Genomic DNA, 24141 nt, shown 5'->3' on the forward strand with positions numbered 1-24141 from the left:
GGGTTTTTTATTGCCTGTATTTCAGCGGTACACCAATCCCCTGTGGGAGCGAGCCTGCTCGCGAAGGCGCCGGATCAGCCAACATTAATGTTGAATGACACACCGCATTCGCGAGCAGGCTCGCTCCCACAATGAGATCTATATTTCAGGCGCTGACCGGTTGTGCCTTGATGACGGCCTCGGTTTTCACCGCCGGGCGATACAGCACCCAGTAATACGAGCCCAGACAAATCAGCCAGCAGAAAATCGCCGTCCACACGTTGTGCGAGAAGAAGTGCGCGCCCTGCATCATCCGGCTGATCGAAAACACCGAGCCGAGTGCAAAGGCAAAGATGAAAGCCTGACGCGCCAGGCGCGGCCGCCGATCACGCAAGACAAAGAACAAAGCAAACAAGGTGAACCCCGTCGCCGCATGGCCACCGGGCCAGCAACGGCCGGGCTTGTTGGTCTGTGGACGATGTTCCATCAGTTTGCTGTAGGTTTCATGGCCGCCGAATTGTTCCAGGCTCCAGGGGCATTGCACCGCCGTCACGGCTTTGACTGGGGTGACGAACGAGGTCGCCAGGCCCAGCGAAAGCACCAGGCAGCCCAGCTCACGCTTGAATGGCTTCAGTCTTGCGATAAAAAACGAGCCGATAAAGCCCAGTACCGCAAACACCGAGAAGCCGATCACCACCTGTTTGGCACGGTCGTGAAGGATGTCTTCAAGGAAAAAACTGTGGCGTCCGATAAAGTCGCCAGCCACCGGGTCATAGAACAACCGCGCCAGCACCATGTCCAGGTCAGTCATTTCCAGCAGAATCAGGCTGATCGCCGCGATGAGGGGAATGCCCAGATACAGCCACAGATTCAGCGGGCGAGGGGTGGGGCGTACAACACTTGATGACATGTTGGTTCCTGAATAAAAGAACACGCCCCGGGGCATCAGCCCGGGGCGCTTCGATTAACGTTCGCTGACTTGCGGAGCACCCTCCTTGGGTGCTTTCCAGCCAAGCAGCTGTTGCTTGAAGCCATAACTGGCGGTTTGGTAATAGGTGATGGCGCGGCTGATCAGCGGGTCATCGCTGGTTGCGCGGGATTCGCGGCTCTCGGTCAGCGCATCGTCATGTCGACGCAAGCCTTGGCGCGGGCTGAGTATCGCCAGATCCTTACCGTCGAACAGGCCCAGATGCTGGTAGTTGCCGACCACCACGCGCGGTGGCAGTGGGTTGTCCTGCAACAGGTTGCGACCGAAGAACGTCGATTGGTAATCCATGTTCAACAGGCCCAGCAGCGTCGGCGCAAGATCGATCTGGCTGGCCAGTTGGCCACTTTCACGCGGCTCGACCAGTTTCGGCGCATAGATAAACAGTGGGATTTGATAGTTGGCGATCGGCAAGTCTTCTTTACCGGCGCTACCGGCTGTGTGGTCGGCGACGAAGATGAAGATCGTGTTGTCGAACCACGGTTTCTGCCGCGCCTGCTCAAGGAACTGGCCAATCGCGTAGTCGGTGTATTTCACCGCGCCATCACGACCGTTACCGGATTTGATGTCGATCCGGTCGTCCGGATAGGTGTAGGGGCGATGGTTGGAGGTGGTCATCAACTGCAACAGAAACGGTTGCTGCTTGGCATAGTCGGCATCGGCCAGTTTCAGGGTCTGTTTGTACAGGTCCTCGTCGGCCATGCCCCAAGCGTTCTTGAAATGAATCTCGGCTTCGTCAACGCTGCTCTGATCGACCACGCGGTAACCATTGCCACTGAAAAACGCGTTCATGTTGTCGAAGTAGCCGCGCCCGCCATAGACAAACACGCTGTCGTAGCCCACCGCGCTGAGTTGCTGACCGAGGCTGGCGAAACCGCTTTCACGACCGATGCGTTTGACGATCGAACGGCCCGGGGTCGGTGGAATGGCCAGGGTGATGGCTTCCAGGCCGCGGTCGGTACGGGTACCGGTGGCGTAGAAGTTGTTGAAGTACAGGCTCTGTTTGCGCAAGGCATCCAGATTCGGTGTCAGGTTACGCTCGTCGCCATTGCTGCCCAGGTACTTGGCGCTGAGGCTTTCGATGGTTACCAGCACGATGTTCGGTTTGCGTGGGGTGCCGGGGTTGTCGATCATCCGGCGGATGTCCTGCGGGTCCTTGCCGATGAACTGCGCGTGGGGTTCATTCAGTTCGGCACGAATCTGCTGGGCGACTTTTTCCGGCGCCAGGCTGCCGTAAAACTGCGTGTAGTCCAGTTCGTTGTTCCGGAACGCGGCGAAGAACTGATACGGGCCATTGCTCGCCAGTTCGTTCTGATAGGCGTTGCCGCCCTGCGCACGTGGCGCATCCTGACTGAGCAGTTGCAGGCTCAGGCCGGCGACCACCAGCAACGCCAATGCATTGAGCAGACGTCCACGTAACGGCGGCAGCGGAGCGTCCAGCGCAGAGTTGAACGGCTTGCGCAGGGCAAAACTGATAGCAATGGCCAGCAGCGCCAGAATGCTCAACAGCGTAGCGATCGGATACGACTCCAGCACGTTGTTCAGCACTTCGTCGGAATACACCAGATAGTCGACGGCGATGAAGTTGAAGCGCACACCGAACTCGTCCCAGAACAGCCACTCGGCCACCGAGACGAACAGCATGGCGAACAGGCTGACGGTCAGCAGCCCTTGCAGAAACCAGCGATGGCCACGGCGACGCCACAGCGCTGGCGGGCAGAGCAGCAGGTACAGGCCCATCGGCAGCGCGGCATAGGCGAGGAAACCCAGGTCATACAACAGACCGATGCCGAACACGGAAAGCGCAATGCCGCCGGCCTCATCAAGGTGAGTCAGCAGCAGGACGGTTCGGGTCAGGAAGAACAGCACCAGCCAGACGCCAGTGACCAACAGCAGAAGGCGCATGGGCGCCGTCTTGAAAAAGTCCATTGTCTACATTCCTTATATCTAATGGCGCGAGAGTCTCGCGTTGTCACTGTAGTCAGGTTGTGAACCAATAGTGAAAAACTCGTTAAGCTTTGAATTTGCCTGAGAGAGTTGATTTACGAGGCTTTCAGCCCTAGCCCTGAGCTGGCGATGGCCTTAAGCTGCGCGAGCCATGACGGCCGTTACTGTGTACGGAGGAGTGCCCATGCGAATTCTATTGGTTGAAGACAACCGCGATATCCTCGCCAATCTGGCCGATTACCTGGGGCTCAAAGGCTATACCGTCGATTGCGCCCAGGACGGTCTGTCAGGCCTGCATCTGGCCGCCACCGAGCATTACGACCTGATCGTGCTCGACATCATGCTGCCCGGCATCGATGGCTACACCCTGTGCAAACGCCTGCGTGAAGACGCCCGTCGTGACACGCCGGTGATCATGCTCACTGCCCGCGATCAACTCGACGACCGCTTGCAGGGCTTCAAGTCCGGGGCTGACGATTATCTGGTCAAACCGTTCGCCCTGTCGGAACTGGCCGCGCGCGTCGAAGCGGTGATGCGGCGTACCCAGGGTGGCGGACGCCGGGCGTTGCAGGTCGGAGATCTGAGCTATGACCTCGATACACTGGAAGTGACCCGTGAAGGCAAGTTTCTCAAGCTCAACCCGGTCGGCCTGAAGTTACTGGCGGTGTTGATGCAGAAGAGCCCGCATGTCTTGCGTCGGGAAATTCTTGAAGAGGCGCTGTGGGGTGATGATTGCCCGGACAGCGACAGCCTGCGCAGCCACGTGCACCAATTGCGTCAGGTGATTGACAAACCGTTCGCCAAACCACTGCTGCACACCGTGCATGGCGTCGGTTATCGCTTGGCCGAGGGCCGCGATGGAGTTTAAGCAAAGCCTTTCCCAGCGGATCATCATCGCTTTTGCGCTGATGAGCGCACTGGTGGCCGGCGCGTTTGCCATGGGCATTGTTGCGACCGTGCACCTTGTGGAAGAGAAGTTGATTTCGGCCGGGCTGGGCGGCGACCTGCAGCGCCTTTTGCTCATGGACAATGTTTCGGACTGGAGCCACCGCCCGGAACCGGACCAATTGTTCTATTTCAGCGGCGGGCCGGGTGATTTCGAGCTGCCCAAGGACTTGCGTCACCTCGATGCGGGTTTCCATGAAGTGTTCCGCGAGCAGCTTTCGTATCACGCGATGGTCGAGATCGTTGACGGTCGGCGTTATGTGCTGCTGCAGGATCAAAGCGATTTCGAAGAGCGCGAGCGGGTACTGTTTGCCGTGGTACTGGTGGGCTTTGTGCTCAGTCTGGCGCTGGCGGTGTTCCTCGGCTGGGTGCTGGCGCGCAAGGTGATGGCACCGGTGGTGCGGCTGGCCCGGCAAGTGCGCCATCGCGACCAGTTACTCGGACTGGCACCGCCGCTGGCGCCGGATTATGCGGCAGACGAAGTCGGCGAACTGGCGGTGGCGTTCGATGCCACGCTGGGACGTCTGCGTCAGGCGCTGACCCGTGAAAGATTGTTCACCAGCGACGTCAGTCACGAGTTGCGCACGCCATTGATGGTGCTGGCCAGCTCCTGCGAACTGCTGATGGAAAACCCGGCCATCGATCAGCGCGGGCGTAATCAGGTCGAGCGCATTGCCCGGGCCAGTGAGGAAATGCGCGAACTGGTGCAGACCTTCCTGATGCTCGCCCGCTCCCAGCGCGAAGATGCCGGCTCGGCGCCGCAACAGAATCTCGCTCAAGTTGCGGACAGCCTGTTGTGCGTGTGGCGTGAGCCGATCGAAAGCAAAGGGCTGACCTTGCAGTTCGAACCGGGGAGTCCGCCGCACACGTGCTACAACGCGACCTTGCTGACCGCGGTGATGGGCAATCTGTTGCGCAACGCTTGCCACTACACCGAGAAGGGCTTTATTCGCCTGACGCTCAACGGCAGCGGTTTCGTGGTGGAAGACTCCGGTGTCGGCATTCCGGAGGAAAAACGCGAAGCCATGTTCGAGCCTTTCGTGCGTGGCAGCGAAAAGCGCGGCGAAGGCCTGGGGTTGGGATTGTCGCTGGTTCAGCGGATCTGCGAGAACCAGGGCTGGACCGTCAGCTTGAGCACGATGGAGCCCAATGGCTGCCGCTTCGAGGTGGATCTGGGCAAAATCTGACGCCCGGAGTGGCTCGGTGCTACTCCCTCCTTCCTGTCTAAATCCTGTATAACGCTGTAATAATTTGTCTGTTTACCGGACATTTTTTTCACAAACGGATGACCTGACGCTGACACGCCGCTCCTTAAGGTGGTGACATCAGCAATTCAGGAGTCCAGGTGATGGCCGGTCCGATCAAACTCGATTTTTCCGAGAAGTACGACGATCAACACGCGCAGAAATACCTGCGCAAGCACAAAGAAAGCCTTGGACGGCGTCTCTCCCATTGGCGTGACGAACAGCTGGCCCGCAAGGCGCTGGCGTCGGTGGGTGAGCCGGGACTGGTGCTGGATCTGCCTTGCGGTGCCGGGCGTTTCTGGCCCTTGCTGGGCGAAAAGGCTAACCGGGTGATTATCGGCGCGGACAATTCCGAGTCGATGATCAAGACGGCTATGCAGTCGCAACCGGCCGATGTGGTGAAACGGGTACAACCCTTGCACACATCTGCCTTCGACATTGCCTTGCCTGACAACGCCGTCGACAGCATTTTCTGCATGCGTCTGCTCCACCACATCGGTGAAGCCGAGCATCGCCGGGCGATTCTGCGCGAATTCGAGCGCGTCACCCGCGACAGTGTGATCGTTTCGCTGTGGGTTGATGGCAATTTCAAAGCCTGGAAACGCCAGCGAGCCGAGCGCAACCGTGACAAACGCGAGTATCAGAATCGCTTTGTGTTACCGGCCGCTACGGTGGAAAAGGAATTCGAAGAGGCAGGTTTTCGGATTCAGGAACAACTGGACTTTATTCCGCTCTACGCCATGTGGCGGGTTTACGTATTACGCAAGAGGTAACAGGATGGCAGTGCAATTGGCAGCAGAAACGGATGTCGCTCCGCAAGATCGCTTTGACTTTTACTGGAACCAGCGTGGCGATTGGGTGGAAGAACCCAACGTTCGACGCGGTGGCGAAAGTGGCGTGCAAAGGGTCGTGGGGCGCGATGGTCAACTGCTGTATGCCAAGCGCCAGACCGGTCATATCTATCGCAGTTGGTTGCACCCTTTTGGCCGTCCCACTGTTCTGCGTGAACTCGACGCGCTGACCGGCGTGAGCAAGCTCGGTGTGCGCGTGCCAGAAATCGTTTTCTGCGGCGCCCAGCCTGATCCGCAGCACAAATGGCGCGCGCTGCTGGTGACCAAGTCCCTGGACGGTTTCCAGGAACTGGAACATTGGCTGGCGGCTGCCGGCGGTCGCGATCAGTGTGGCGATGGGATTTACGAGCGTGTGCTCAAGGACCTCGCCGAGAACCTGGCGCGCATGCACAAGGGCCGTTGGCAGCACAGCTGCATTTACATCAAACACGTGTTTGTGCGGGTGACGGGCGAGGGCGAGTCGGCCAAGGTCGAGGTTGCCTTGATCGATCTGGAGAAGTGCCGCCAGCGTCTGACTGCCTATCGCGCCGCTTCCCACGACATGAAGCAATTGCGCCGCCATTCGTCGTTCCGCGACGCGGACTGGAAAAAACTCGTCTACTTTTATGAGACGGCGTTTGGCAGCGCTATCAAAGGTTTATAGCGATGAAACTAGAAATTGCACGAGGTTTGTTTTTGGTTGGAGCCTTGGCAGTTGCGTCATTGGCGGTGGCTGCCTGGGAGCAGCCCCGCATGCAGGTGGTTGGCGCGTCCGTAGACGACGCCCACTGCGCAGTCCCACGGGTGGCGAAAGCCGCCGTGGCGACCAAACCCGATCATGATTTGTTGCTGTTCATGTTCGGACTTTCTCAAGGGATGAGGCCGCAAAGTTGAACCGATTGAAGCCCACATAAAAGGCCTCGCAGATGCGAGGCCTTTTTTTATGCCAGCAAGATCAAAAGATCGCAGCCTTCGGCAGCTCCTACATGGATCGGTGTAGGAGCTGCCGAAGGCTGCGATCTTTTGCTTTCAAGGCGTATCAGGTTTCGCCAGCAGGGTGTAAACACACGGCAGCACGAACAGCGTAAACAACGTGCCAATCGACATCCCTGTGGCAATCACCATGCCGATATCGAAACGACTGACCGCCCCCGCCCCCGTGGCGAGAATCAATGGCACCATGCCAAACACCATCGCCGCCGTGGTCATCAGTACAGGCCGCAAGCGAATCGCCGCCGCTTCCTCAACGGCTTCACGCGCCGTCAGGCCTTTGTCCTTGCGCAACTGGTTGGCGAACTCGACGATGAGGATGCCGTGTTTACTGATCAGACCGATCAGCGTCACCAACCCGACCTGGGTGTAGATGTTCATGCTCGACCAGCCGAGAAACAACGGAATCAACGCCCCACAGATCGACAAGGGCACAGTCACCAGAATCACCAGCGGATCGCGGAAACTCTCGAATTGCGCCGCCAGCACCAGAAAGATAATCGCCAGCGCCAAGGCAAACGTCACCCACAACGCGCTGCCCTCCTGGACGAACTGGCGTGAGGCGCCGCCATAGTCGAAGGCGAACCCGGCGGGCGCTTCTTCGCGGGCAATCTGCAACACGGTGTCGATGGCTTCGCCCATGCTCACCAGCGGGAACCCGGAAATCTTCGCCGCGTTGAGTTGCTGAAACTGATTGAGCTGGCGCGGTCGGGCGCGGTCGCTGACCTTGATCAGCGTCGACAGTGGCAGCAACTCACCCTGGGTGTTTTTCACGTAGTAATTGTTCAGCCAGTCCGGGTTGTCGCGGTACGGCCGTTCGACCTGAGCAATCACCTTGTAGCTGCGCCCTTCGATGGTGAACCGGTTGATTTCCGCCTCGCCCAGCAGCGTCGCCAGCGTGCCACCGAGATCCAGCATCGACACGCCCATCTGCGCCGCTTTGGCGCGGTCGATATCGACCACGACTTCGGGCTTGTCGAACGCCAGATCAAGGTCGACGAAGGCGAACTTGCCGGATTCCATCGCGCGTTTCTTGATCCGGTCGGCGACTTGCAACAACAGCTCATAATCGTTGGCGGTGTTGACCACAAACTCGAACGGCAAGCCTTCACCGGTGCCGGGCAAGGAGGGCAGGTTGAAACCGAAGATCTGCAGACCCGGGATGGCGCCCAGTTTGCCTTGCACTTCGGGGAGGATCTGCATCTGCGTGCGGCTGCGTTCGTTCCACGGCTTGAGCAGGAAGCCGCCGATACCGGCCTGCACACCGTTGTAGCCGTTGATCTGGAACGAGGAGTAGTACTCCGGGAATTCCTTGAAGATCTTGATGAACTCGTCGGTGTAGGTGCTCAGGTAATCGAGGTTGGTCGGCTGCGGCGCGTTGGCCATCATGAAAATGATGCCCTGATCTTCATCCGGCGCCAGTTCCGATTTGGTGAACTTGAGGAACACCGGGATCAGGCACAACACGATCACCGCGAACACCAGCACCACCGGCCGCGTGTTCAGCGTGCCATGCAGCATGCTTTGATAACGGCGCTTGAGGCCTTCGAAGATACGGTCGAGGCGGTGTGCCAGGCCACTGGGGTTTTCCTCGTGACGTAGCAAAAACGCGCACATCATCGGCGACAGGGTCAGGGCGACGATCCCGGAAATCACCACCGCACCGGCAAGGGTCAGGGCAAACTCCTTGAACAGCGCCCCGGTCAGCCCGGTGAGAAAACCGATCGGTGCATACACCGCCGCCAGGGTGATGGTCATCGACACCACCGGCATGGCGATTTCCCGCGCACCTTCCAGCGCCGCATCAAACGGCGTTTTGCCTTCCTCGATGTGCCGATGGATGTTTTCCACCACGACAATCGCATCGTCGACCACCAGACCGATGGCCAGCACCATCGCCAGCAGCGTCAGCAGGTTCATCGAGTAGCCCATCATCTGCATGAAGAACATCACGCCGATCATCGACAGTGGAATGGTCACCACCGGGATCACCACCGAACGCAGCGCACCGAGGAACAGGAACACCACGACAATCACGATCAGCACCGCTTCGAACAGGGTTTTCACCACTTCGTCGATGGAGGCCTGAATAAACAGCGTGGCGTCGTAGGCGATCTCGCTTTTCAGATTCGGCGGCAGTTGCGCTTCCAGCTCGGGCATCAGCTTGCGCACTTCCTTGATCACGTCCAGCGGGTTGGCGCCGGGGGTCGCCTTGATGCCGATGTACACCGACGGCGTGCCGCCGAAGGAGCTGATCGAGTCGTAGTTTTCCGCGCCCATTTCCACCCGCGCGACATCGCTGAGCAGCACGCGGCTGTCACCACTGACCTTGAGCGGGATCGCCGCAAAGGCCTCGGCGGATTTCAGTTCGGTGTTGGCGTTGATGCTGGTGACCACGTACTGGCCTTTCACTTCGCCGGCGGCGGAAAGGAAGTTGTACTGGCGCACGGCGTTGGTCACATCGGCGGCGCTGAGGCCGAAACCGGCGAGCTTCACCGGGTCGAGCCACAGGCGCATGGCGAACACCTGATTGCCGAGGATTTCCGCTTCGGCCATGCCCGGCAGGGTTGCCAGTTTTGGCTGGATCACCCGTGACAGGTAATCGGTGATCTGCGGGTTGCTCAGATCCTTGCTGAAGAAGCTGATGTACATCAGCGCCGAGGCGTCGGCGGACTCTTTGCTCAACACCGGGTCTTCGGCGTCCTGTGGCAGCTTGTTCTTCACCTCGTTGGCCTTGGCCAGCAGCTCGGTGAACAAGCGGTCGGTGTTGGAGCCGATGCGCGCGTAGATCGAAATCACCGAGAAGTTCTGCCGACTGACCGAGGTCATGTAGTCGATGCCCTCGGCGCTGGCCAGACTTTGCTGCATCGGCTGGGTGATGTAGCCCTGAATGGTTTCGGCGTTGGCCCCGGGATAAGCGGTGGTCACCGTGATCAGGGCGTTTTCCATTTGCGGGTATTGGCGCAGCGGCAACTTGCTCCAGGCCTGGAAACCCAGCAGCACAATCAACAGGCTGACCACAGTGGCGAGCACCGGGCGGCGGATGAACGGATCAGTAAAAGCCATGAGGATTCCTTGATCAGTCGGCGCGCGGCGGACTGTTCTGCTCGCCGAGGGTCTTGTCGTCGCTGATGGCAATGTGGGCGCCGTTGTCCAGTTTGATCTGGCCGGCCGTCACCACTTGTTCGCCGCTCTGCACGCCCTTGTTGATCATCACCAGGCCATCGCGGCGTTCACCGGTTTCGATGAAGCGGCGTTCGGCAATCAGCACCGGTTGGCCCTTGTCATCCTTTTCGACGCTGCCGTCCTCGGCTTTCTTCTGCCCGACCACGTAGATCGAGTTGCCGTAGAGGGTGTAGGTGATCGCGCTTTCTGGCACAACGATGTGTTTCTGCGGGTCGGGCAGCAGCACTTCAAGGCTGGTGAACATTCCCGGCAGCAGCTTGCCGTCGGGGTTGGCCAGGGTGGCGCGCACGAGAATATTGCGCGTGGTGCTTTCGACGATCGGGTTGATCGCGCTGATCTTGCCGGCGAAGTTTTGCCCCGGGTAAGCAGAGACCGAGATCTGCACCGGCTGACCGATGGCGAGTTTCGGCACCGATTGTTCGGGCAGGTAGAAGTCGGCGTAGAGGCTACTCAAATCCTGCAGTGTGGCGATTTTTGTGCCACTGGCCAGATAGTCACCGACGTCGACCTGACGGATGCCGATGGTGCCGCTGAACGGCGCGAGGATGCGTTTTTTCGCCAGCGAGGCGTTGAGCTGATTGACCGTGGCTTTGTTCTTTTGCAGCACGGCGGAGAGGCGATCGTACTCGCCTTTGGAGATCGCGCGGCTGTCGACCAGTTGGCTGCCACGGCCGAAGTCCAGTTGCGCCAGACCCAGATCGGCCTTGGCGGTTTCCAGCAGGGCGGTCTCTACGGCGCTGTCGAGTTGCAGCAGCGGTTGCCCGGCCTTGACCTTCTGTCCGGATTCGAACTTGAGTTCGGTGACGGTGCCGGCCACTTCCAGGCTCAGCTCGACACCTTGCAGCGCCTTGAGCGTGCCGACGGTGGGCAAACGCAACTGCCACGGCTGCTCGGTGGCGTGGGCCACGGCGACGCTGATGGGCGGTTTCGGCTTGGAAAAGCCCTGGATCATTGTGTAGATCGAAAAGGCTTTGTACCCGCCCAGCACCAGGACGATCAACAAAACAACACCCAACATGATCAGCATGCGGCGACGCAGCATATTTCCAGTTCCTTGGATAAATCAGGTGAGACAGGCGGGCACATTACTCCGAGTACAGGGGGGATTCCAACTGGCAGTTCTTACAGGGTGGCTGAAAAAGATCGCAGCCTCCGAGAGTCCTGGGATTGAAATGCAATCCTCTGAGCTGCCGAAGGCTGCGATCTTTTAGGGCTGTTTTACGCCATCAGATGCAGATGGTTGTCCCAGAGCCCCGCCGGCAATTCCAGCGGCTTGGCCAACAGCTCATCCTGGCGGCAATCGTAGTACCGGCAACGTCCTTGCCCGGAGGTCACGACAAAACCGTCCTTCACCGCACCGACGCCAGCGCAATCTGGCAACGGCGCATCGAGGCGCACTTCGCCGCTGTCCAGATCCCAGATAAAGAAGCGATTGCCACGCGGCGCTGTCAGCGCGACCAGCCGCAGATCACTGTGCACGGCAACACTGGCGGTGTAATGCCCCATCGACTGCAACTGATGCTCCGGCACCGGGAACGCCACGAACGGCTGACCCGGACGCTTGATCGCCAGCAGTTCCGAACGCTCGTGCGAGGCGCCCATGAATTGCTGACCGGCAACGATGGTGCCGTCGCTGGCGATGCCCAGATGCCGCACGCTGTTCATCTGCTGGGCGAGAGTTTCCTTGCTCAGCAACGTGCCGTCGCGCAGCATCAGCACCAGACTTGGCTCCATGGCGTTGAGGTTCATGTCGACGCGGCTTTCCGCCTCAGTACGAATCCCGCCGTTGGCCACCACCAGCGTCTCGCCATCAGGCATCCACGACACCTGATGCGGGCCGAGGCCGTGGGTGGAAATCTCGCCTGTGTGCACCAGTCGCTCGCCTTCGAACTTGTACACGCCGAGCAGGCCACGACCAGGATCGGTCGTGTCGTTCTCGGTGGCGTACAGGTATTCGCCGTCCTTGTGCACCACGGCGTGGCCGTAGAAGTGCCGGTTCGGCTGTGAGGTCACCGTCTGCAACAAGTTACCGTCGCGCAGATCGATCAGGTAACTCTCGGTGCCCGGACGCCGCGCGACGAACAGTGCAATCGGCTGCGTCGGGTGGTTGATGATGTCGTGGCAACGCTGGCCGACTTCGGTGGCGAACACCCGCGTGCCATCCAGCCGATAGCCGACGGCGTAGTGCTTGCCGTCGGTGTCGTCGCGCGCCGACAGCAACAGCGGGCTCTGATCCTTGCGTTTGAACAGCGTCCAGCCGCCCAGCGTCACTGCTCCCAGCAGTGCACTACCTAAAGTCAGAACCTGACGTCGCAGCATGGCACTTGCCCTCATCAGTCACCGTCGTTGGCGTTGAAGCCCAGTTGGATGCCCAGCGCCTTGGCCAGTTCGCCTTCGTGCAGGCGATGGACGACGTTGAGGCTGTCGTAGATGTCGTTGAGTTGCTGACGACCGGCGTCGTCTTCAAGCATTTCGCCGAGCGAACGCTGGGTGCTGTCGAACAGTTTCAGCGAAGCGGCATAAGCGGCGTCGATTTTGTCGGCCAATGGCTTTTGCTCAGATGGCAACAGACCGCGCAGGCCTTTGTTGTCGACGCCTTCCCACACGGTTTTCGCCGCCGCGAGGCTGGCTTCCAGTGAGGTCAGGGATGACTGGCTGCGCCATGCATCAGCCTGGAACGGCTGTGGCACGCCCTTGCTCTGGCGGCCCATTGGCGTGCCGAGTTTTTTCTTCAGGGTGTCCAGCGCGGTGACTTGTACACGCAGCAGATCGGCGATCGCTTCGTGGGAGTCGGCGTAACGCTGGTTGGGGAACTTGGTCATCTGCGCGAGCATGCCGTCGGTGTTGTTCCAGTTCTGCAGAATCTCTTCGGCCAGTTGCTTCTGACGCTCGCCGATGGCGATCAGCAGTGGGCAGTATTTGGCTTTTTGTTCTGCGTTGGCCACGTCAGGTTTGGCGTCGAAAAGGATGTATTCGTAAGCCGACAGGCCTTGCACAACGACGCTGGATTTGGCCAGTGCGGCGGCATCGATCTGCGGCTGCGCGACTACCAACTGCTCGACCTGACGGCCGACGAGGTTCTTCTTGTCCGGCCAGAACTGCACCTGCCACGAACGGTTGCCCTCGGCCAGCGGGCCGATCAGCAGCGGTTGCAACTCGGCCCAGGCTTTCTGTGCGTGCAGGAAGTCGGCGCGGGCAGTCTCCAGGGTTTCTTTGCCCTGGCAGTAGGCGAGGGCGCTGACCGCCAGTTGCTTGTCGGCTTCGACCCAGCGGGTGTAGGTCGGCAGGATCACCGATTTGGCGATGGCCGCCGAGGTGACCGCTTGCGGATCCTGCGGCGAACAGGCACCGAGGGCGAGCGCGGCAAGGCTGGTGAACAGTAGCTTGGGACGGAACATGTCGGGCTCCCGATTCTTTTATCAGTGTTTAAAGTGAGTTCAAAAACGCCAGCAGCGCGGCACGCTGCTCGGCATTGAAAGACAAAACCTGTTGTTGCGCAGCTTGCGCTTCGCCACCGTGCCAAAGCACCGCTTCAAGCAGATTGCGCGCGCGACCGTCATGCAAAAACTGGGTGTGACCACTGACCGCTTGCGTCAGGCCAATCCCCCACAACGGCGGCGTGCGCCAGTCGCGGCCGGAGGCCTGGAATTCTGTGCGGTGGTCGGCCAGACCGTCGCCCATGTCATGCAGCAGCAGATCGCTGTACGGGCGGATAACCTGATTGGCCAGCTCAGGTTCGGCGGCGTTGGCGGCGGTGGTGTATTTCGGTGTGTGGCAGGAATCGCAGCCCGCCTGGAAAAACAGGTTCTTGCCGGCGATGACGTCTGCATCGTTGACGCCACGACGTGCCGGCACAGCGAGGTTGCGGCTGTAGAACAGCACCAGACGCAGGATGTTATCGCTGACTTCCGGTTCGCCGTTCGGGCCATTGCCGTTCGGTGCCTGTTTGCAGGCGGTTTGCGTGTCGGTGCAGTCATCAAAGGGTCTCAAACTCGTCGTAAGACCCATATCACCGGAAAACGCGTGAACATTTTGTTGATTGAGGTGCGGCTGTCCGGCTTTCCAGCCAAATCGGCCCATGACGGTTTTCTGCAGGGTGTCATCCCAGACCTGATTGGGCCGGCCATTGATGCCGTTTTTCGCTTTGACCTGAGCGGCGGCGTTGGCGAGGATCGCTTCTTCCGGGATGGCTTCGAGTAGGCCGAGGCCGATCATCGGCGGGGCGACGCGAGCCGAGAAACGCGTGTCCGGGTGCATCGGGCCGTAGCCGAGCTGGGTGATCTTCAACAGCGGTTTGCGCAGTTCGACTTCGGTGCCGTCCTTGAAACGAATCGGCACCGGCGTGTAATCAACGCGCACCTTGCCTTCGGGGGCGACGCCGGGCACGGCCATGTCCTGGAACTGACCGCCGTACACCGGCTCCGGCACCACGCCGACTTGCTCGATGACTTTGGCGAATTGGGGCGTATCGGGGATCGACAGGCGCACCAGCATCGACACCGCGTTGGCCGCATCCGGCGTCGGCGGATGACCGCGACCGTCCTTGATATGGCAGCCCTGACAGGCATTGGTATTGAACAGCGGCCCAAGACCATCACGCGCGGTAGTGGTCGACGGCGCAATCACCCACGGGCTGCGGAAGAAGCTGTTACCGACGCTGAAATCCACCCGCCGCGATGGCGGCAAGTTGGCCGAGGGCAGCGAGAACGCGTTCTGATCGGTCTTGCGCACGGTCGCTGCACCGCCCGAACGTGCTTCACCAGGCTCGGCCTTGGTGAAACGCGGGGCGTCATCGCAGGCACTCAGGCCCAGGGCCAGCAGCAGTGCGGACAAGCGAAGAGGCAGCGAGGGCATCAGACATCCTGCGGACGGGCGAAAACAAAGGCGCAAAGTCTAACAGGGCCGGGGTGATTGAATAAGAGGAATTATCGTTTGCTTGATACAGCGCAAATCTGAAGGCCTATGCAAAACCCCTGTAGGAGCTGCCGAAGGCTGCGATCTTTTGATCTGTCTTTTTTAGAAGCAAAGTCAAAAGATCGCAGCCTTCGGCAGCTCCTACAGTGGGCCGTGTACGGCAGGCATAAAAAAGGCGACCCGAAGGTCGCCTTTTTTGAATCGCACGCTGTGATCAGAACTCGTGATCAGCGTTGTCCGGGTTCAGGTCGCTGATGCCCAGTTTGCCGGCAGCGGCTTCGATCGAACCGGTCTGCTTGACCAAGGACGCGATGGCGTCGCGAACGATCTGGTTGCCAGCGGTGTTGCCGGCGGCGATCAACTGGTCGTAGTGCTCACCCTTGTTGGCGTGATCGACCATGACCTGGATCTTGGCTTCGGTGGCAGCCAGATCGGCTTTCAGTGCGGTGTCGGCAGCCGGGTCGGCCTTGGCGACCAGCGACGACAGGCTGGCGCCGGTCATTTTGGTGCCGTCAACACGGGTGTACTCGCCCAGGTAAACGTTACGAATGCCTTTGGCATCGTAGAAGTGCGAGTTGTGCGTGTTGTCGCTGAAGCAATCCTGCTCGTCTTCAGGGGAGTTGGCTTCCAGGGAAACCTTCATGCGCTCACCCGCCAGTTCGCCCAGCGACAGGCTGCCCATGCCGAAGAGCATTTTGCGCAGACCGCTTTCGCCCGGCTCGGCTTCCAGGGTGGCGCGGTAGTTGTCAGCCACGTTCGGCTTCCAGTTACCGACCATTTCTTCGAGGTCGCTGACCAGCAGTTGGGTCACCGACTTCAGGTAGGCACGGCGACGATCGTTGTGACCGCCAGTGGCGCCGGCGCCTTCCAGGTAGTCGGAGGCAGGACGGTTGCCAGCGCCAGGGCCGGTACCGTTGAGGTCCTGGCCCCAGAGCAGGAATTCGATCGCGTGGTAGCCAGTGGCGACGTTGGCTTCGGAACCGCCCAGCTCGTTGAGGCTGGCGAGTTTTTCCGGGGTGATGTCTTTGACATCGACCTTGTCTTCGCCGACCTGAACTTCAGTGTTGGCGATGATGTTGGCGGTAGCGCCCGGGTTACCCAGAGCGTGCTCGTAGGATTTGTCGACGTAGTCGATCAGACCTTCGTCCAGCGGCCAGGCGTTAACTTGACCTTCCCAATCGTCGATGATGGTGTTGCCGAAGCGGAACACTTCACTCTGCAGGTACGGAACGCGCGCGGCGACCCAGGCAGCCTTGGCGGCTTTCAGGGTGTCGGCGTTCGGCTTGGCGAGGAAAGCATCGACAGCGGTCTGCAGGGTTTTCGCGGTGGATTCGGCATCGCTGTAAACGGCGAAGACCATGTCGGCGTAGTGCGCGACCACAGCCTTGGCGGCGGCTTCGTCGACTTTACCGGCAGCGGCAGGCGCAGCCGCTGGAGCGGTGGTGCTGGCGGCTGGCGTCGGTGCGGCCGGCGCGGCAGCCTTGTCTTTGCCTTCGCCGCAACCGGCGAGGGAAATAGCGATGGCCAGCAGACTGGCGGTAGCCAGAGGCATACGAATCATGGCGAACATCCTGCTTCGATAGTTGAGTGGACTCGCGCTGGGGGTGCGCAAAACTGCGACATAATGCAAATCTTTCGCATTATGTGTAAAGGGTTGTGGCTGGAAATATTTCTTATTTACGTCGGTGTGATGGCACAGATCAAAAGATCGCAGCCTCGTTGCACTCGACAGCTCCTACAGGGGAATGCGATTCATGTAGGAGCTGCCGCAGGCTGCGATCTTTTGACCTTCTAGAGAATGGCCGCGTTACTGCGTTGGGCCTGCTTGAGGTAGGCACTCAACTCACGCGCCGGCAGCGGCTTGCTGTAGTGATAGCCCTGACCTTCGTGGCAGCCTTCGGAGATGATGTAGCTTTCCTGCTCGGCGGTTTCCACGCCCTCGGCAATCACCTGCATGCCAAGGCTCTTGCCCAGTTGAATAATGGCGCGAACGATCGTCGCATCATCGTCGTCATCGAGCAGATCCTGAACGAAGCTCTTGTCGATCTTGATCTTGTCTAGCGGCAGGCTTTTCAGATAGCTCAGCGATGAGTAACCGGTGCCGAAGTCGTCAATGGCGATCAACGCACCGGAGCGGCGCAGGCTCAACAGGTGCTGCGCGGCGGTGCTGATGTCTTCCATCAGGCCGGTTTCGGTGACTTCCAGCTCCAGACTGCGCGGCGGCAGGCGGTACATCTGCAGCAGGTTATTGACCACGCGCGGCAACTCGGCGTGGTGCAGTTGTACGGTGGACAGATTGACTGCCATGCGCAGGTCGGCGAAACCCTGATCGTGCCATTCGCGCAGTTGCTTGCAGGCCTGATCGAGCACCCATTCGCCAATGGCGATAATCGTGCCGTTCTGCTCGGCCAGCGGAATGAACAGGTCAGGCGGCACCAGACCGTGTTCCGGGTGTTGCCAGCGAATCAGCGCTTCGACGCCGACCACGCGGTGATCGCGATAGCTGATCTGCGGCTGATAAACCAGATAGAACTGGTCACGCAGCAACGCATCGCGCAAGTCTTTTTCCAGCTCGCGACGGCGGCGCATCTCGCTGTCGACGCTGGCGATGTAAAACTGATAACGGTTGCGCGAGCGGGTTTTGGCCAGGGTCATGGTCTGCTCGGCTTTCTGCAACAGCTTCTCGGTGCTGTCGCCGTCCTCCGGAAACAGGGTGATGCCGATGGTCGCGCGCAGACGGATTTCCTGATGGTCGAGGGCAAACGCCGCTTCCAGATCATCAAGAATGCTTTGCGCCAGTTCGGCTGCTTCATAAGGCTGTTCGATGTCGGCCTGCACCAATGCGAACTGATCGCCGCCCAAACGGGCGAGGGCGCCGAGGCGGCCACTGTGGGCACGCAGACGATCAGCCAGGGCCAGCAACAATTGGTCGCCGGTCTGGTAGCTGAACTGCTCGTTGATGCCTTTGAAATCATCCAGCCCGACGCACAACACCGCGACCCGGCGTTGCAGCTTGCCGGCGTCGACCAGAATCTTGTCCAGTTGCTGCTGCAATTGCTGGCGATTCGGCAGGCCGGTGAGGAAGTCGTATTGGGCCATGCGCAGCAGACTGTTTTCGGCTTCGTGGCGCAGATGGGTATTGCGTTCGATCGATTCGAGCAACTGGTTGGCGGTGTTGATCCAGATCCCCAGTTCGTTTTTCTCGTGGCCCTTGAGCTGCGGGATCTTGTGTTCGCTGGGGCGATCCGGATTGATTTCGGTGAGGTGTTCGATGATTCGCGACAGCGGCTTGGTCAGCAGCCAGTGATAGACCAGATACAGCACCAGACCCATCGCTAATGCGCGCAGAACCCCGGAAATGAAGATGATCACCGAACTGACAATAAACCCTTCGCCATAGGTGGCGGTGTCGAGGGTGATGCTCAGGTCGCCGTAATACTCGCTGTACGGACCACGCCCGACCAATTGCGTGGTGAAGGTGCGCTCCTGGCCGAGGATCAGGTCAGTCAGCCAGCGGCTGTTGGACTGCTGCAATTCGCGGGATTTCTGCGCGAGCATGGCTTCGTTGGGATGGCCGATGGAGGCCTGACGCACGGCATCGTCCTGGAACAGGCCTTCGATCACCTGCATGCCCATCTCCCGATCGAGGCTATAAACCGCCTGGGTCGAGGGGTCGCGGAACATGTCGAGGATGCGTTCGGCGTCGCCGGCAACGGCCTGGCGGGTTTTGTAGGCATCGAAAACAATCTGCGCGCAGCTCAAGACTACGCCGACGATCAATGCCGACAGGAGCACGACCCGGAGCAACTTCACCGACAAGCTGTTCTTGAGTTCCAGCTTCAAAGGGTTATTCCTTGTTCCGTGCGGGTAGCGTCAAGTTGCCATGAGTATTGGCAATCCCGAGTTGGCAGTCAAAGGGACATTCAGGCCGGGGATGATTTGCCCGTGGTCTCGTCCGAAATGCTGCTGTCTGGAGTATTAGCCCTAATTTGTACTGTGTCGGTAGTTTCGGCCCTCAACTTGAGCGGCTCGGCACAATTTTTCGCCTGATTCTGATGTTAGCCCGCTGTGGCACGGCAGCAAGCAGCGGCAGACAGCTTTCATCGTGAGAGAAACGCTATTTAAAAGCAGGCATAAAAAAACCCGGCAAAAGCCGGGTTTTTTGACTGGCGCGCAGCTTAAGCGGTGAAGGTTTTGCCTTCGAACTGCTCAGCAACGAACTTCCAGTTGACCAGGTTCCAGAACGCTTCGACATACTTAGGACGAACGTTGCGGTAGTCGATGTAGTAAGCGTGTTCCCAGACGTCGCAGGTCAGCAGCGGGGTGTCGCCGCTGGTCAGCGGGTTGCCGGCGCCAATGGTGCTAGCCAGGGCCAGGGAACCGTCAGCCTTTTTCACCAGCCAGCCCCAGCCGGAACCGAAGGTGCCGATCGAGGTTTTGCTGAACTCTTCCTTGAACTTGTCGAACGAACCGAAGGCTGCGTTGATGGCTTCAGCCAGCGCGCCGGTTGGTTGACCGCCGGCGTTTGGCGCCAGGCAGTTCCAGTAGAAAGTGTGGTTCCAGACCTGAGCGGCGTTGTTGAAGATACCGCCCGAGGAAGTCTTGACGATTTCTTCCAGGGTCTTGCCTTCGAACTCGGTGCCTGGCACCAGGTTGTTCAGGTTCACGACGTAGGTGTTGTGGTGCTTGTCGTGGTGGTATTCCAGGGTTTCCTTGGAAATGTGCGGCTGCAGGGCATCGTGTGCGTAAGGCAGCGGCGGCAATTCGAAAGCCATGATGATTCTCCTAATCAGGTCTGTTGCGGTGAGCGCAAGGCCGATCACGGGCGGCCAGAAATGCACCGGCGAGTTTTTACTCTTTGCGGCGCAGGGTTTCGATCATAGCACCGGGGTTGCGGCATAACCACGCAACAACTGTGTGGGATAGAGGTTCCAGAGCTGTTTGGAATAAATCAGCTCGCGAAAATCAATTGCCCAGCCACGGTAAACATCATCAACGCCACCACCAGATCGAGGATCCGCCAGGTACTCGGACGTGCCAGCCATGGCGCCAACCACGCTGCACCCAATGCCAGGGTGAAAAACCACAACAGCGAAGCACTCGCAGCACCGACCACGTAAGCGCCCGGCACCGATTGCTGCGCGCCGAGAGAACCGATCAGCAACACCGTATCCAGATAAACGTGCGGGTTGAGCAGCGTCACTGCCAAGGCGCTGAGCATCACCGCGCGCAGCGAACGCACGGTCTGATTTTCGCCTTGATCCATGCTCTGTTTCGAACAGGCCCGGCGCAACGCCTGGCTGCCATACCAAATCAAAAACGTCGCGCCACCCCAACGGGCAATGGCGAGCAGCGTCGGGTTCTGCGCCAGAATCGTCGCCAGCCCGAATACTCCGGCCGCCACCAGCAGCGCATCGCAAACCACGCACAACGCCGCCACGGGCAAGTGGTGCTCACGACGCAAGCTCTGCGCCAATACAAAAGCATTCTGCGTGCCGATCGCCATGATCAGCCCGAACGCCACCAACAGACCGTTCACATAGCTTTGCCACATAAGATTTACTCCGCGTTGGCTGCGAGATCGCGCAGCACTTGCATGGCGCGCTCGGCATCGGCCTGGCCGACAAACAAATGGTCGTGGAAATAACCGGCGATCACGTTGCAACTGATCCCGGCCTTGCCCAGTGCCGTGGCGAAGGCGGCGGTGAGGCCCACGGCTTCCAGCGCCGAATGCACATTCAGGGTTATCCACGCGGCGACATAGTCGAAGCTGAAGCCGGCCTGTTCGGCGTGGGAACGTTCGAGAATCACGGTCAGGCCTTCCTGCTCGCGGAAGCTGCCAACAACCTCCAGACCGCTCGGCAAGACACTGTCGTGCAGGGTGCAGAACACGTATTCGCCGGCGTTGAGTTGCGGACTCATGCTGCGCAATAGAGTCGAGAGTGAAGTTTCGCCAGCCATAAGTGTGTTCCTTGAGAAAGAGTGCTTGCTGGCTATTCTCGGGTCGAAACCTGTATAAGAAAAACCAATAGTGCTGATCGCTCATTAGGAAAACTGATGTTCGACTACAAATTGCTTTCCGCTTTGGCCGCCGTGGTCGAGCAGGCGGGATTCGAACGGGCCGCGCAGGTACTGGGCTTGTCGCAATCGGCGATCTCGCAACGGATCAAACTGCTTGAAGCGCGGGTCGGTCAGCCGGTGTTGATTCGCGGCACGCCACCGTCGCCGACCGAAATCGGCCGGCGTCTGCTCAACCATGTGCAGCAGGTGCGTTTGCTTGAGCGTGACCTGCAAACCCTGGTGCCCGCGCTGGACGAGGAGGGTTTGCCGGAACGTTTGCGCATCGCCCTTAATGCCGACAGCCTCGCCACATGGTGGGCCGAAGCGGTTGGCGACTTCTGTGCCGAACAACATTTGCTGCTCGATCTGATTGTCGAAGACCAGACCGTCGGCCTCAAACGCATGCGCGCCGGTGAAGTCGCCGCGTGCCTTTGCGCCAGCGAACGGCCGGTGGCCGGCGCGCGCAGTGTGTTGCTCGGGGCGATGCGGTATCGCGCGCTGGCCAGCCCGGCGTTTATCGAACGGCATTTCCCTGATGGCGTACGCGCCGAACAATTGCCGCGCACCCCGGCGCTGGTATTCGGCCCGGATGATTTCCTCCAGCATCGCTACCTCGCCTCGTTGGGCGTCGACGGTGGATTCGAACACCATTTGTGCCCGTCCTCGGAAGGTTTTATCCGCCTGACCGAAGCCGGACTCGGCTGGGGCCTGGTGCCGGAACTGCAAGTGCGCGATCAACTGCAACGCGGGTTGTTGCGCGAACTTCTGCCAGATAAACCGATCGACGTGCCGTTGTACTGGCATCATTGGCGCAATGGCGGTCAGTTGCTGGGCTTGCTGACCGAGCAATTAGTGCGCGCTTCAGCGCAATGGCTGGTGCCTTGGAAACAGCCATGAGCGTCAAGCTGCAAGCGGCAAGTTCAGCGCTGCGCACCGTTTTAAACTTGCAGCTCGAAGCTTGAAGCTCGCAGCTGGTTTCATTGGAGTTTTGCATGAAAATTTTGGTCACCGGCGCAAGCGGCTTCATTGGCGGACGCTTTGCGCGTTTCGCCCTGGAGCAGGGTCTGGACGTGCGGGTCAACGGTCGCCGGGCCGAAAGCGTCGAGCATCTGGTGCGCCGGGGTGCCGAGTTTGTGCCCGGCGATCTGACCGATCCCGACCTGGTCCGCGAACTGTGCTCGGACGTCGAAGCCGTGGTGCATTGCGCCGGTGCTGTCGGATTGTGGGGCCGCTATCAGGACTTCCACCAGGGCAACGTGCAGGTCACCGAAAACGTTGTCGAAGCCTGCCTCAAGCAGCGCGTCCGCCGTTTGGTGCATCTGTCGTCGCCATCGATCTATTTCGATGGTCGCGATCATTTCAACCTGACCGAAGAGCAAGTGCCCAAGCGCTTCAAGCATCACTATGCCGCGACCAAGTACCTGGCCGAGCAAAAGGTCTTCGGTGCGCAGGAATTTGGCCTGGAAACTATCGCCCTGCGCCCGCGTTTCGTTACCGGCGCCGGCGACATGAGCATTTTCCCGCGCCTGCTCAACATGCAGCGCAAGGGCCGGCTGGCGATCATCGGCAATGGCCTGAACAAAGTCGATTTCACCAGCGTGCAGAATCTCAACGAAGCGATGCTCAGCAGCTTGCTGGCCGCCGGCTCCGCGCTGGGCAAAGCCTACAACATCAGCAATGGCGCTCCGGTGCCGCTATGGGATGTGGTCAATTACGTGATGCGCAAGATGGAAGTGCCGCAAGTCACCAAGTACCGTTCCTATGGTCTGGCCTACAGCGTTGCGGCGCTCAACGAAGGGGCGTGCAAGCTCTGGCCCGGGCGTCCGGAGCCAACCCTGTCGCGCCTGGGCATGCAGGTCATGAACAAAAATTTCACCCTCGACATCAGCCGCGCGCGGCATTATCTGGACTACGATCCGAAAGTCAGCCTGTGGTCGGCGCTGGATGAGTTCTGCAGTTGGTGGAAAGCTCAGGACATTCGTTGAAACGATTCGGCCGGGCGGCAATGAACCGTGTCGCTGCTCGGGGGTCAATCCCTGCGGCTGCGGCGGTTATACTTCGCAGCATTTAGCCATCACCGCGTTTCACAAAGGTTGCCTCAATGTCCATGCGTAATGATGCCCACGACGATTTCGACGATGTCCCGAGCCTGCGTGCCGACACCTTCGACGACGATGACATTCCGACCACCGCGCGCACCTCCGTGCACTCGCGCACGCCGCCGGTAGTCAAGGTCAAGGCAGCCAGCACCGGCCCGTTGTGGGCCTTGGTCGGCGCATTGTTCTTCGCCTTCATCGGCCTCGCCTGGTGGAGTTTCCAGCAGATCTCGCTGATGGAACAACAACTGGTGGCGACCCAGGAAAGCTTTGCGCGGATCAGCGAAGAAGCCGCCGGGCGCTTGCAGGACATTTCCGGCAAGGTCGTGGCCAGTCAGTCCAATGTCACCAGCGACAGCGAAGCCTTGAAACTGCAGATCAAACAGCTCGAAGGCAAGCTGCTCGATCAGAGCAAACAGCAGCAAGGCGTAGCGGGGCAGGCCAGTGATCTGGACAAACGCCTGGCGCAAATGACTGCGCAGACCACCGAACAGCAGAACGCCAACACTCAGTTGCAGGCACAGGTCAAAGCCTTGAGCGCTGAGCTGGCGACCGTCAAGAGCACAGCGGCCGACACCAGCAAGGTCGACACACAGTTGAAGGCCTTCGACGCTCAGTTCAAAAGCCTCGGTGCCGATATCGCTGCACTAAAAAAGCAGGGCAACCCGAGCGCGGCCATCGATCGTCTTGAGCAGGAAATCGTCGTGCTCAAAAGCGAACAGGACAACCGCCCGGCAACACCGCAGGGTGGTGGCAATACCGCCGAGTTCGACGCCTTCCGTGCTCAGATGACCCGCAACATCAACACCCTTCAGGCGCAGATTCAGAATTTGCAGCAGCAGATCAATTCCCGCCCATAAGTTTTGTTGATCAGTGCAGGGGGGCTGTAATCCCCTGCATCATTCTGAATACTCGTACATCACCCCAAGCCGTCTACGCTCTTGAAACACCAACAAGAACGAGGG

General features: G+C 59.6%; 20 protein-coding genes and 1 pseudogene. 9 read left to right on the forward strand and 12 right to left on the reverse strand.

The annotated features are described in order from the left end of the window. Positions 1 to 9 precede the first annotated feature (9 nt). Positions 10 to 132, forward strand: a pseudogene (locus tag GTU76_RS30435) (metal ABC transporter ATP-binding protein); the annotation flags it as partial. Positions 133 to 145: 13 nt separating this feature from the next. Here GTU76_RS30435 and GTU76_RS20565 read toward each other — a convergent pair. Both GTU76_RS20565 and GTU76_RS20570 read right to left on the reverse strand, forming a co-directional pair. Further along, positions 146 to 889 carry a phosphatase PAP2 family protein gene (locus GTU76_RS20565; protein ID WP_180699452.1) on the reverse strand — a complete coding sequence of 248 codons (744 nt, stop codon included), beginning with the start codon at positions 887 to 889 and terminating at the stop codon, positions 146 to 148. A 54-nt stretch (positions 890 to 943) separates the two neighbouring features. Continuing rightward, a complete protein-coding gene (locus tag GTU76_RS20570; RefSeq protein ID WP_180699453.1) occupies positions 944 to 2893 on the reverse strand; it encodes an LTA synthase family protein in 1950 nt (649 codons plus the stop codon). A 202-nt stretch (positions 2894 to 3095) separates the two neighbouring features. Here GTU76_RS20570 and colR point away from each other — a divergent pair, with 202 nt between their 5' ends. From colR to GTU76_RS20595, 5 genes are all read left to right on the forward strand, one after another. After that, positions 3096 to 3779 (forward strand): two-component system response regulator ColR, encoded by a 684-nt coding sequence (gene colR / locus GTU76_RS20575; RefSeq protein ID WP_016986673.1) that lies wholly within the window; start codon positions 3096 to 3098, stop codon positions 3777 to 3779. Next, positions 3769 to 5043: a sensor histidine kinase gene (locus tag GTU76_RS20580; RefSeq protein WP_016986674.1), complete on the forward strand. Its 1275-nt coding sequence runs from the start codon at positions 3769 to 3771 to the stop codon at positions 5041 to 5043. The genes colR and GTU76_RS20580 overlap by 11 nt, the downstream gene beginning before the upstream one ends. Positions 5044 to 5204: 161 nt before the next feature. Further along, positions 5205 to 5873, forward strand: coding sequence for a class I SAM-dependent methyltransferase (locus tag GTU76_RS20585; protein WP_093430559.1), 669 nt, complete (start codon positions 5205 to 5207; stop codon positions 5871 to 5873). A gap of 4 nt (positions 5874 to 5877) precedes the next feature. Then, positions 5878 to 6594 carry a lipopolysaccharide kinase InaA family protein gene (locus GTU76_RS20590; RefSeq protein ID WP_180699454.1) on the forward strand — a complete coding sequence of 239 codons (717 nt, stop codon included), beginning with the start codon at positions 5878 to 5880 and terminating at the stop codon, positions 6592 to 6594. Between the two features lie 2 nt (positions 6595 to 6596). After that, positions 6597 to 6824 carry a hypothetical protein gene (locus tag GTU76_RS20595; RefSeq protein ID WP_016986677.1) on the forward strand — a complete coding sequence of 76 codons (228 nt, stop codon included), beginning with the start codon at positions 6597 to 6599 and terminating at the stop codon, positions 6822 to 6824. Between the two features lie 135 nt (positions 6825 to 6959). On the opposite strand, the gene GTU76_RS20600 is transcribed toward GTU76_RS20595, so the two are convergent. The 10 genes from GTU76_RS20600 to GTU76_RS20645 form a co-directional block, all read right to left on the reverse strand. Next, complete coding sequence (locus GTU76_RS20600; RefSeq protein ID WP_180699455.1) at positions 6960 to 9986, reverse strand: multidrug efflux RND transporter permease subunit; 3027 nt, start codon at positions 9984 to 9986, stop codon at positions 6960 to 6962. A gap of 13 nt (positions 9987 to 9999) precedes the next feature. After that, the gene (locus GTU76_RS20605; protein WP_180699456.1) at positions 10000 to 11148 is read right to left on the reverse strand and encodes an efflux RND transporter periplasmic adaptor subunit; all 1149 of its coding nucleotides are present in this window, start codon (positions 11146 to 11148) and stop codon (positions 10000 to 10002) included. Between the two features lie 176 nt (positions 11149 to 11324). Next, positions 11325 to 12425 carry a DUF1513 domain-containing protein gene (locus tag GTU76_RS20610; protein ID WP_180699457.1) on the reverse strand — a complete coding sequence of 367 codons (1101 nt, stop codon included), beginning with the start codon at positions 12423 to 12425 and terminating at the stop codon, positions 11325 to 11327. 14 nt (positions 12426 to 12439) lie between these two features. Then, positions 12440 to 13504 (reverse strand): imelysin family protein, encoded by a 1065-nt coding sequence (locus GTU76_RS20615; protein ID WP_180699458.1) that lies wholly within the window; start codon positions 13502 to 13504, stop codon positions 12440 to 12442. Positions 13505 to 13532: 28 nt separating this feature from the next. Continuing rightward, positions 13533 to 14960, reverse strand: a complete 1428-nt coding sequence (locus GTU76_RS20620; protein WP_180699459.1) for a di-heme oxidoreductase family protein — start codon at positions 14958 to 14960, stop codon at positions 13533 to 13535. A gap of 274 nt (positions 14961 to 15234) precedes the next feature. Further along, positions 15235 to 16581, reverse strand: coding sequence for an imelysin family protein (locus tag GTU76_RS20625; protein WP_016986681.1), 1347 nt, complete (start codon positions 16579 to 16581; stop codon positions 15235 to 15237). 230 nt (positions 16582 to 16811) lie between these two features. Beyond that, entirely contained in the window at positions 16812 to 18863 is a 2052-nt protein-coding gene (locus GTU76_RS20630) for a putative bifunctional diguanylate cyclase/phosphodiesterase (protein WP_034153483.1), read from the reverse strand. A 335-nt stretch (positions 18864 to 19198) separates the two neighbouring features. Then, positions 19199 to 19795, reverse strand: coding sequence for a superoxide dismutase (locus tag GTU76_RS20635; protein ID WP_007918933.1), 597 nt, complete (start codon positions 19793 to 19795; stop codon positions 19199 to 19201). A 176-nt stretch (positions 19796 to 19971) separates the two neighbouring features. Next, the gene (locus GTU76_RS20640) at positions 19972 to 20574 is read right to left on the reverse strand and encodes a LysE/ArgO family amino acid transporter (RefSeq protein ID WP_016986684.1); all 603 of its coding nucleotides are present in this window, start codon (positions 20572 to 20574) and stop codon (positions 19972 to 19974) included. Between the two features lie 5 nt (positions 20575 to 20579). Next, positions 20580 to 20981 (reverse strand): ACT domain-containing protein, encoded by a 402-nt coding sequence (locus GTU76_RS20645; RefSeq protein ID WP_016986685.1) that lies wholly within the window; start codon positions 20979 to 20981, stop codon positions 20580 to 20582. A 96-nt stretch (positions 20982 to 21077) separates the two neighbouring features. Here GTU76_RS20645 and GTU76_RS20650 point away from each other — a divergent pair, with 96 nt between their 5' ends. The 3 genes from GTU76_RS20650 (at position 21078) to GTU76_RS20660 (ending at position 24036) form a co-directional block, all read left to right on the forward strand. After that, the gene (locus GTU76_RS20650; protein ID WP_016986686.1) at positions 21078 to 21977 is read left to right on the forward strand and encodes a LysR family transcriptional regulator ArgP; all 900 of its coding nucleotides are present in this window, start codon (positions 21078 to 21080) and stop codon (positions 21975 to 21977) included. A gap of 95 nt (positions 21978 to 22072) precedes the next feature. After that, positions 22073 to 23065 carry an NAD-dependent epimerase/dehydratase family protein gene (locus GTU76_RS20655; RefSeq protein ID WP_016986687.1) on the forward strand — a complete coding sequence of 331 codons (993 nt, stop codon included), beginning with the start codon at positions 22073 to 22075 and terminating at the stop codon, positions 23063 to 23065. A 116-nt stretch (positions 23066 to 23181) separates the two neighbouring features. Continuing rightward, positions 23182 to 24036 (forward strand): ATPase, encoded by an 855-nt coding sequence (locus GTU76_RS20660; RefSeq protein WP_180699460.1) that lies wholly within the window; start codon positions 23182 to 23184, stop codon positions 24034 to 24036. Positions 24037 to 24141: the final 105 nt, after the last annotated feature.

The sequence above is a fragment of the Pseudomonas crudilactis genome (genome assembly GCF_013433315.1).
Classification (GTDB): domain Bacteria; phylum Pseudomonadota; class Gammaproteobacteria; order Pseudomonadales; family Pseudomonadaceae; genus Aquipseudomonas; species Aquipseudomonas crudilactis.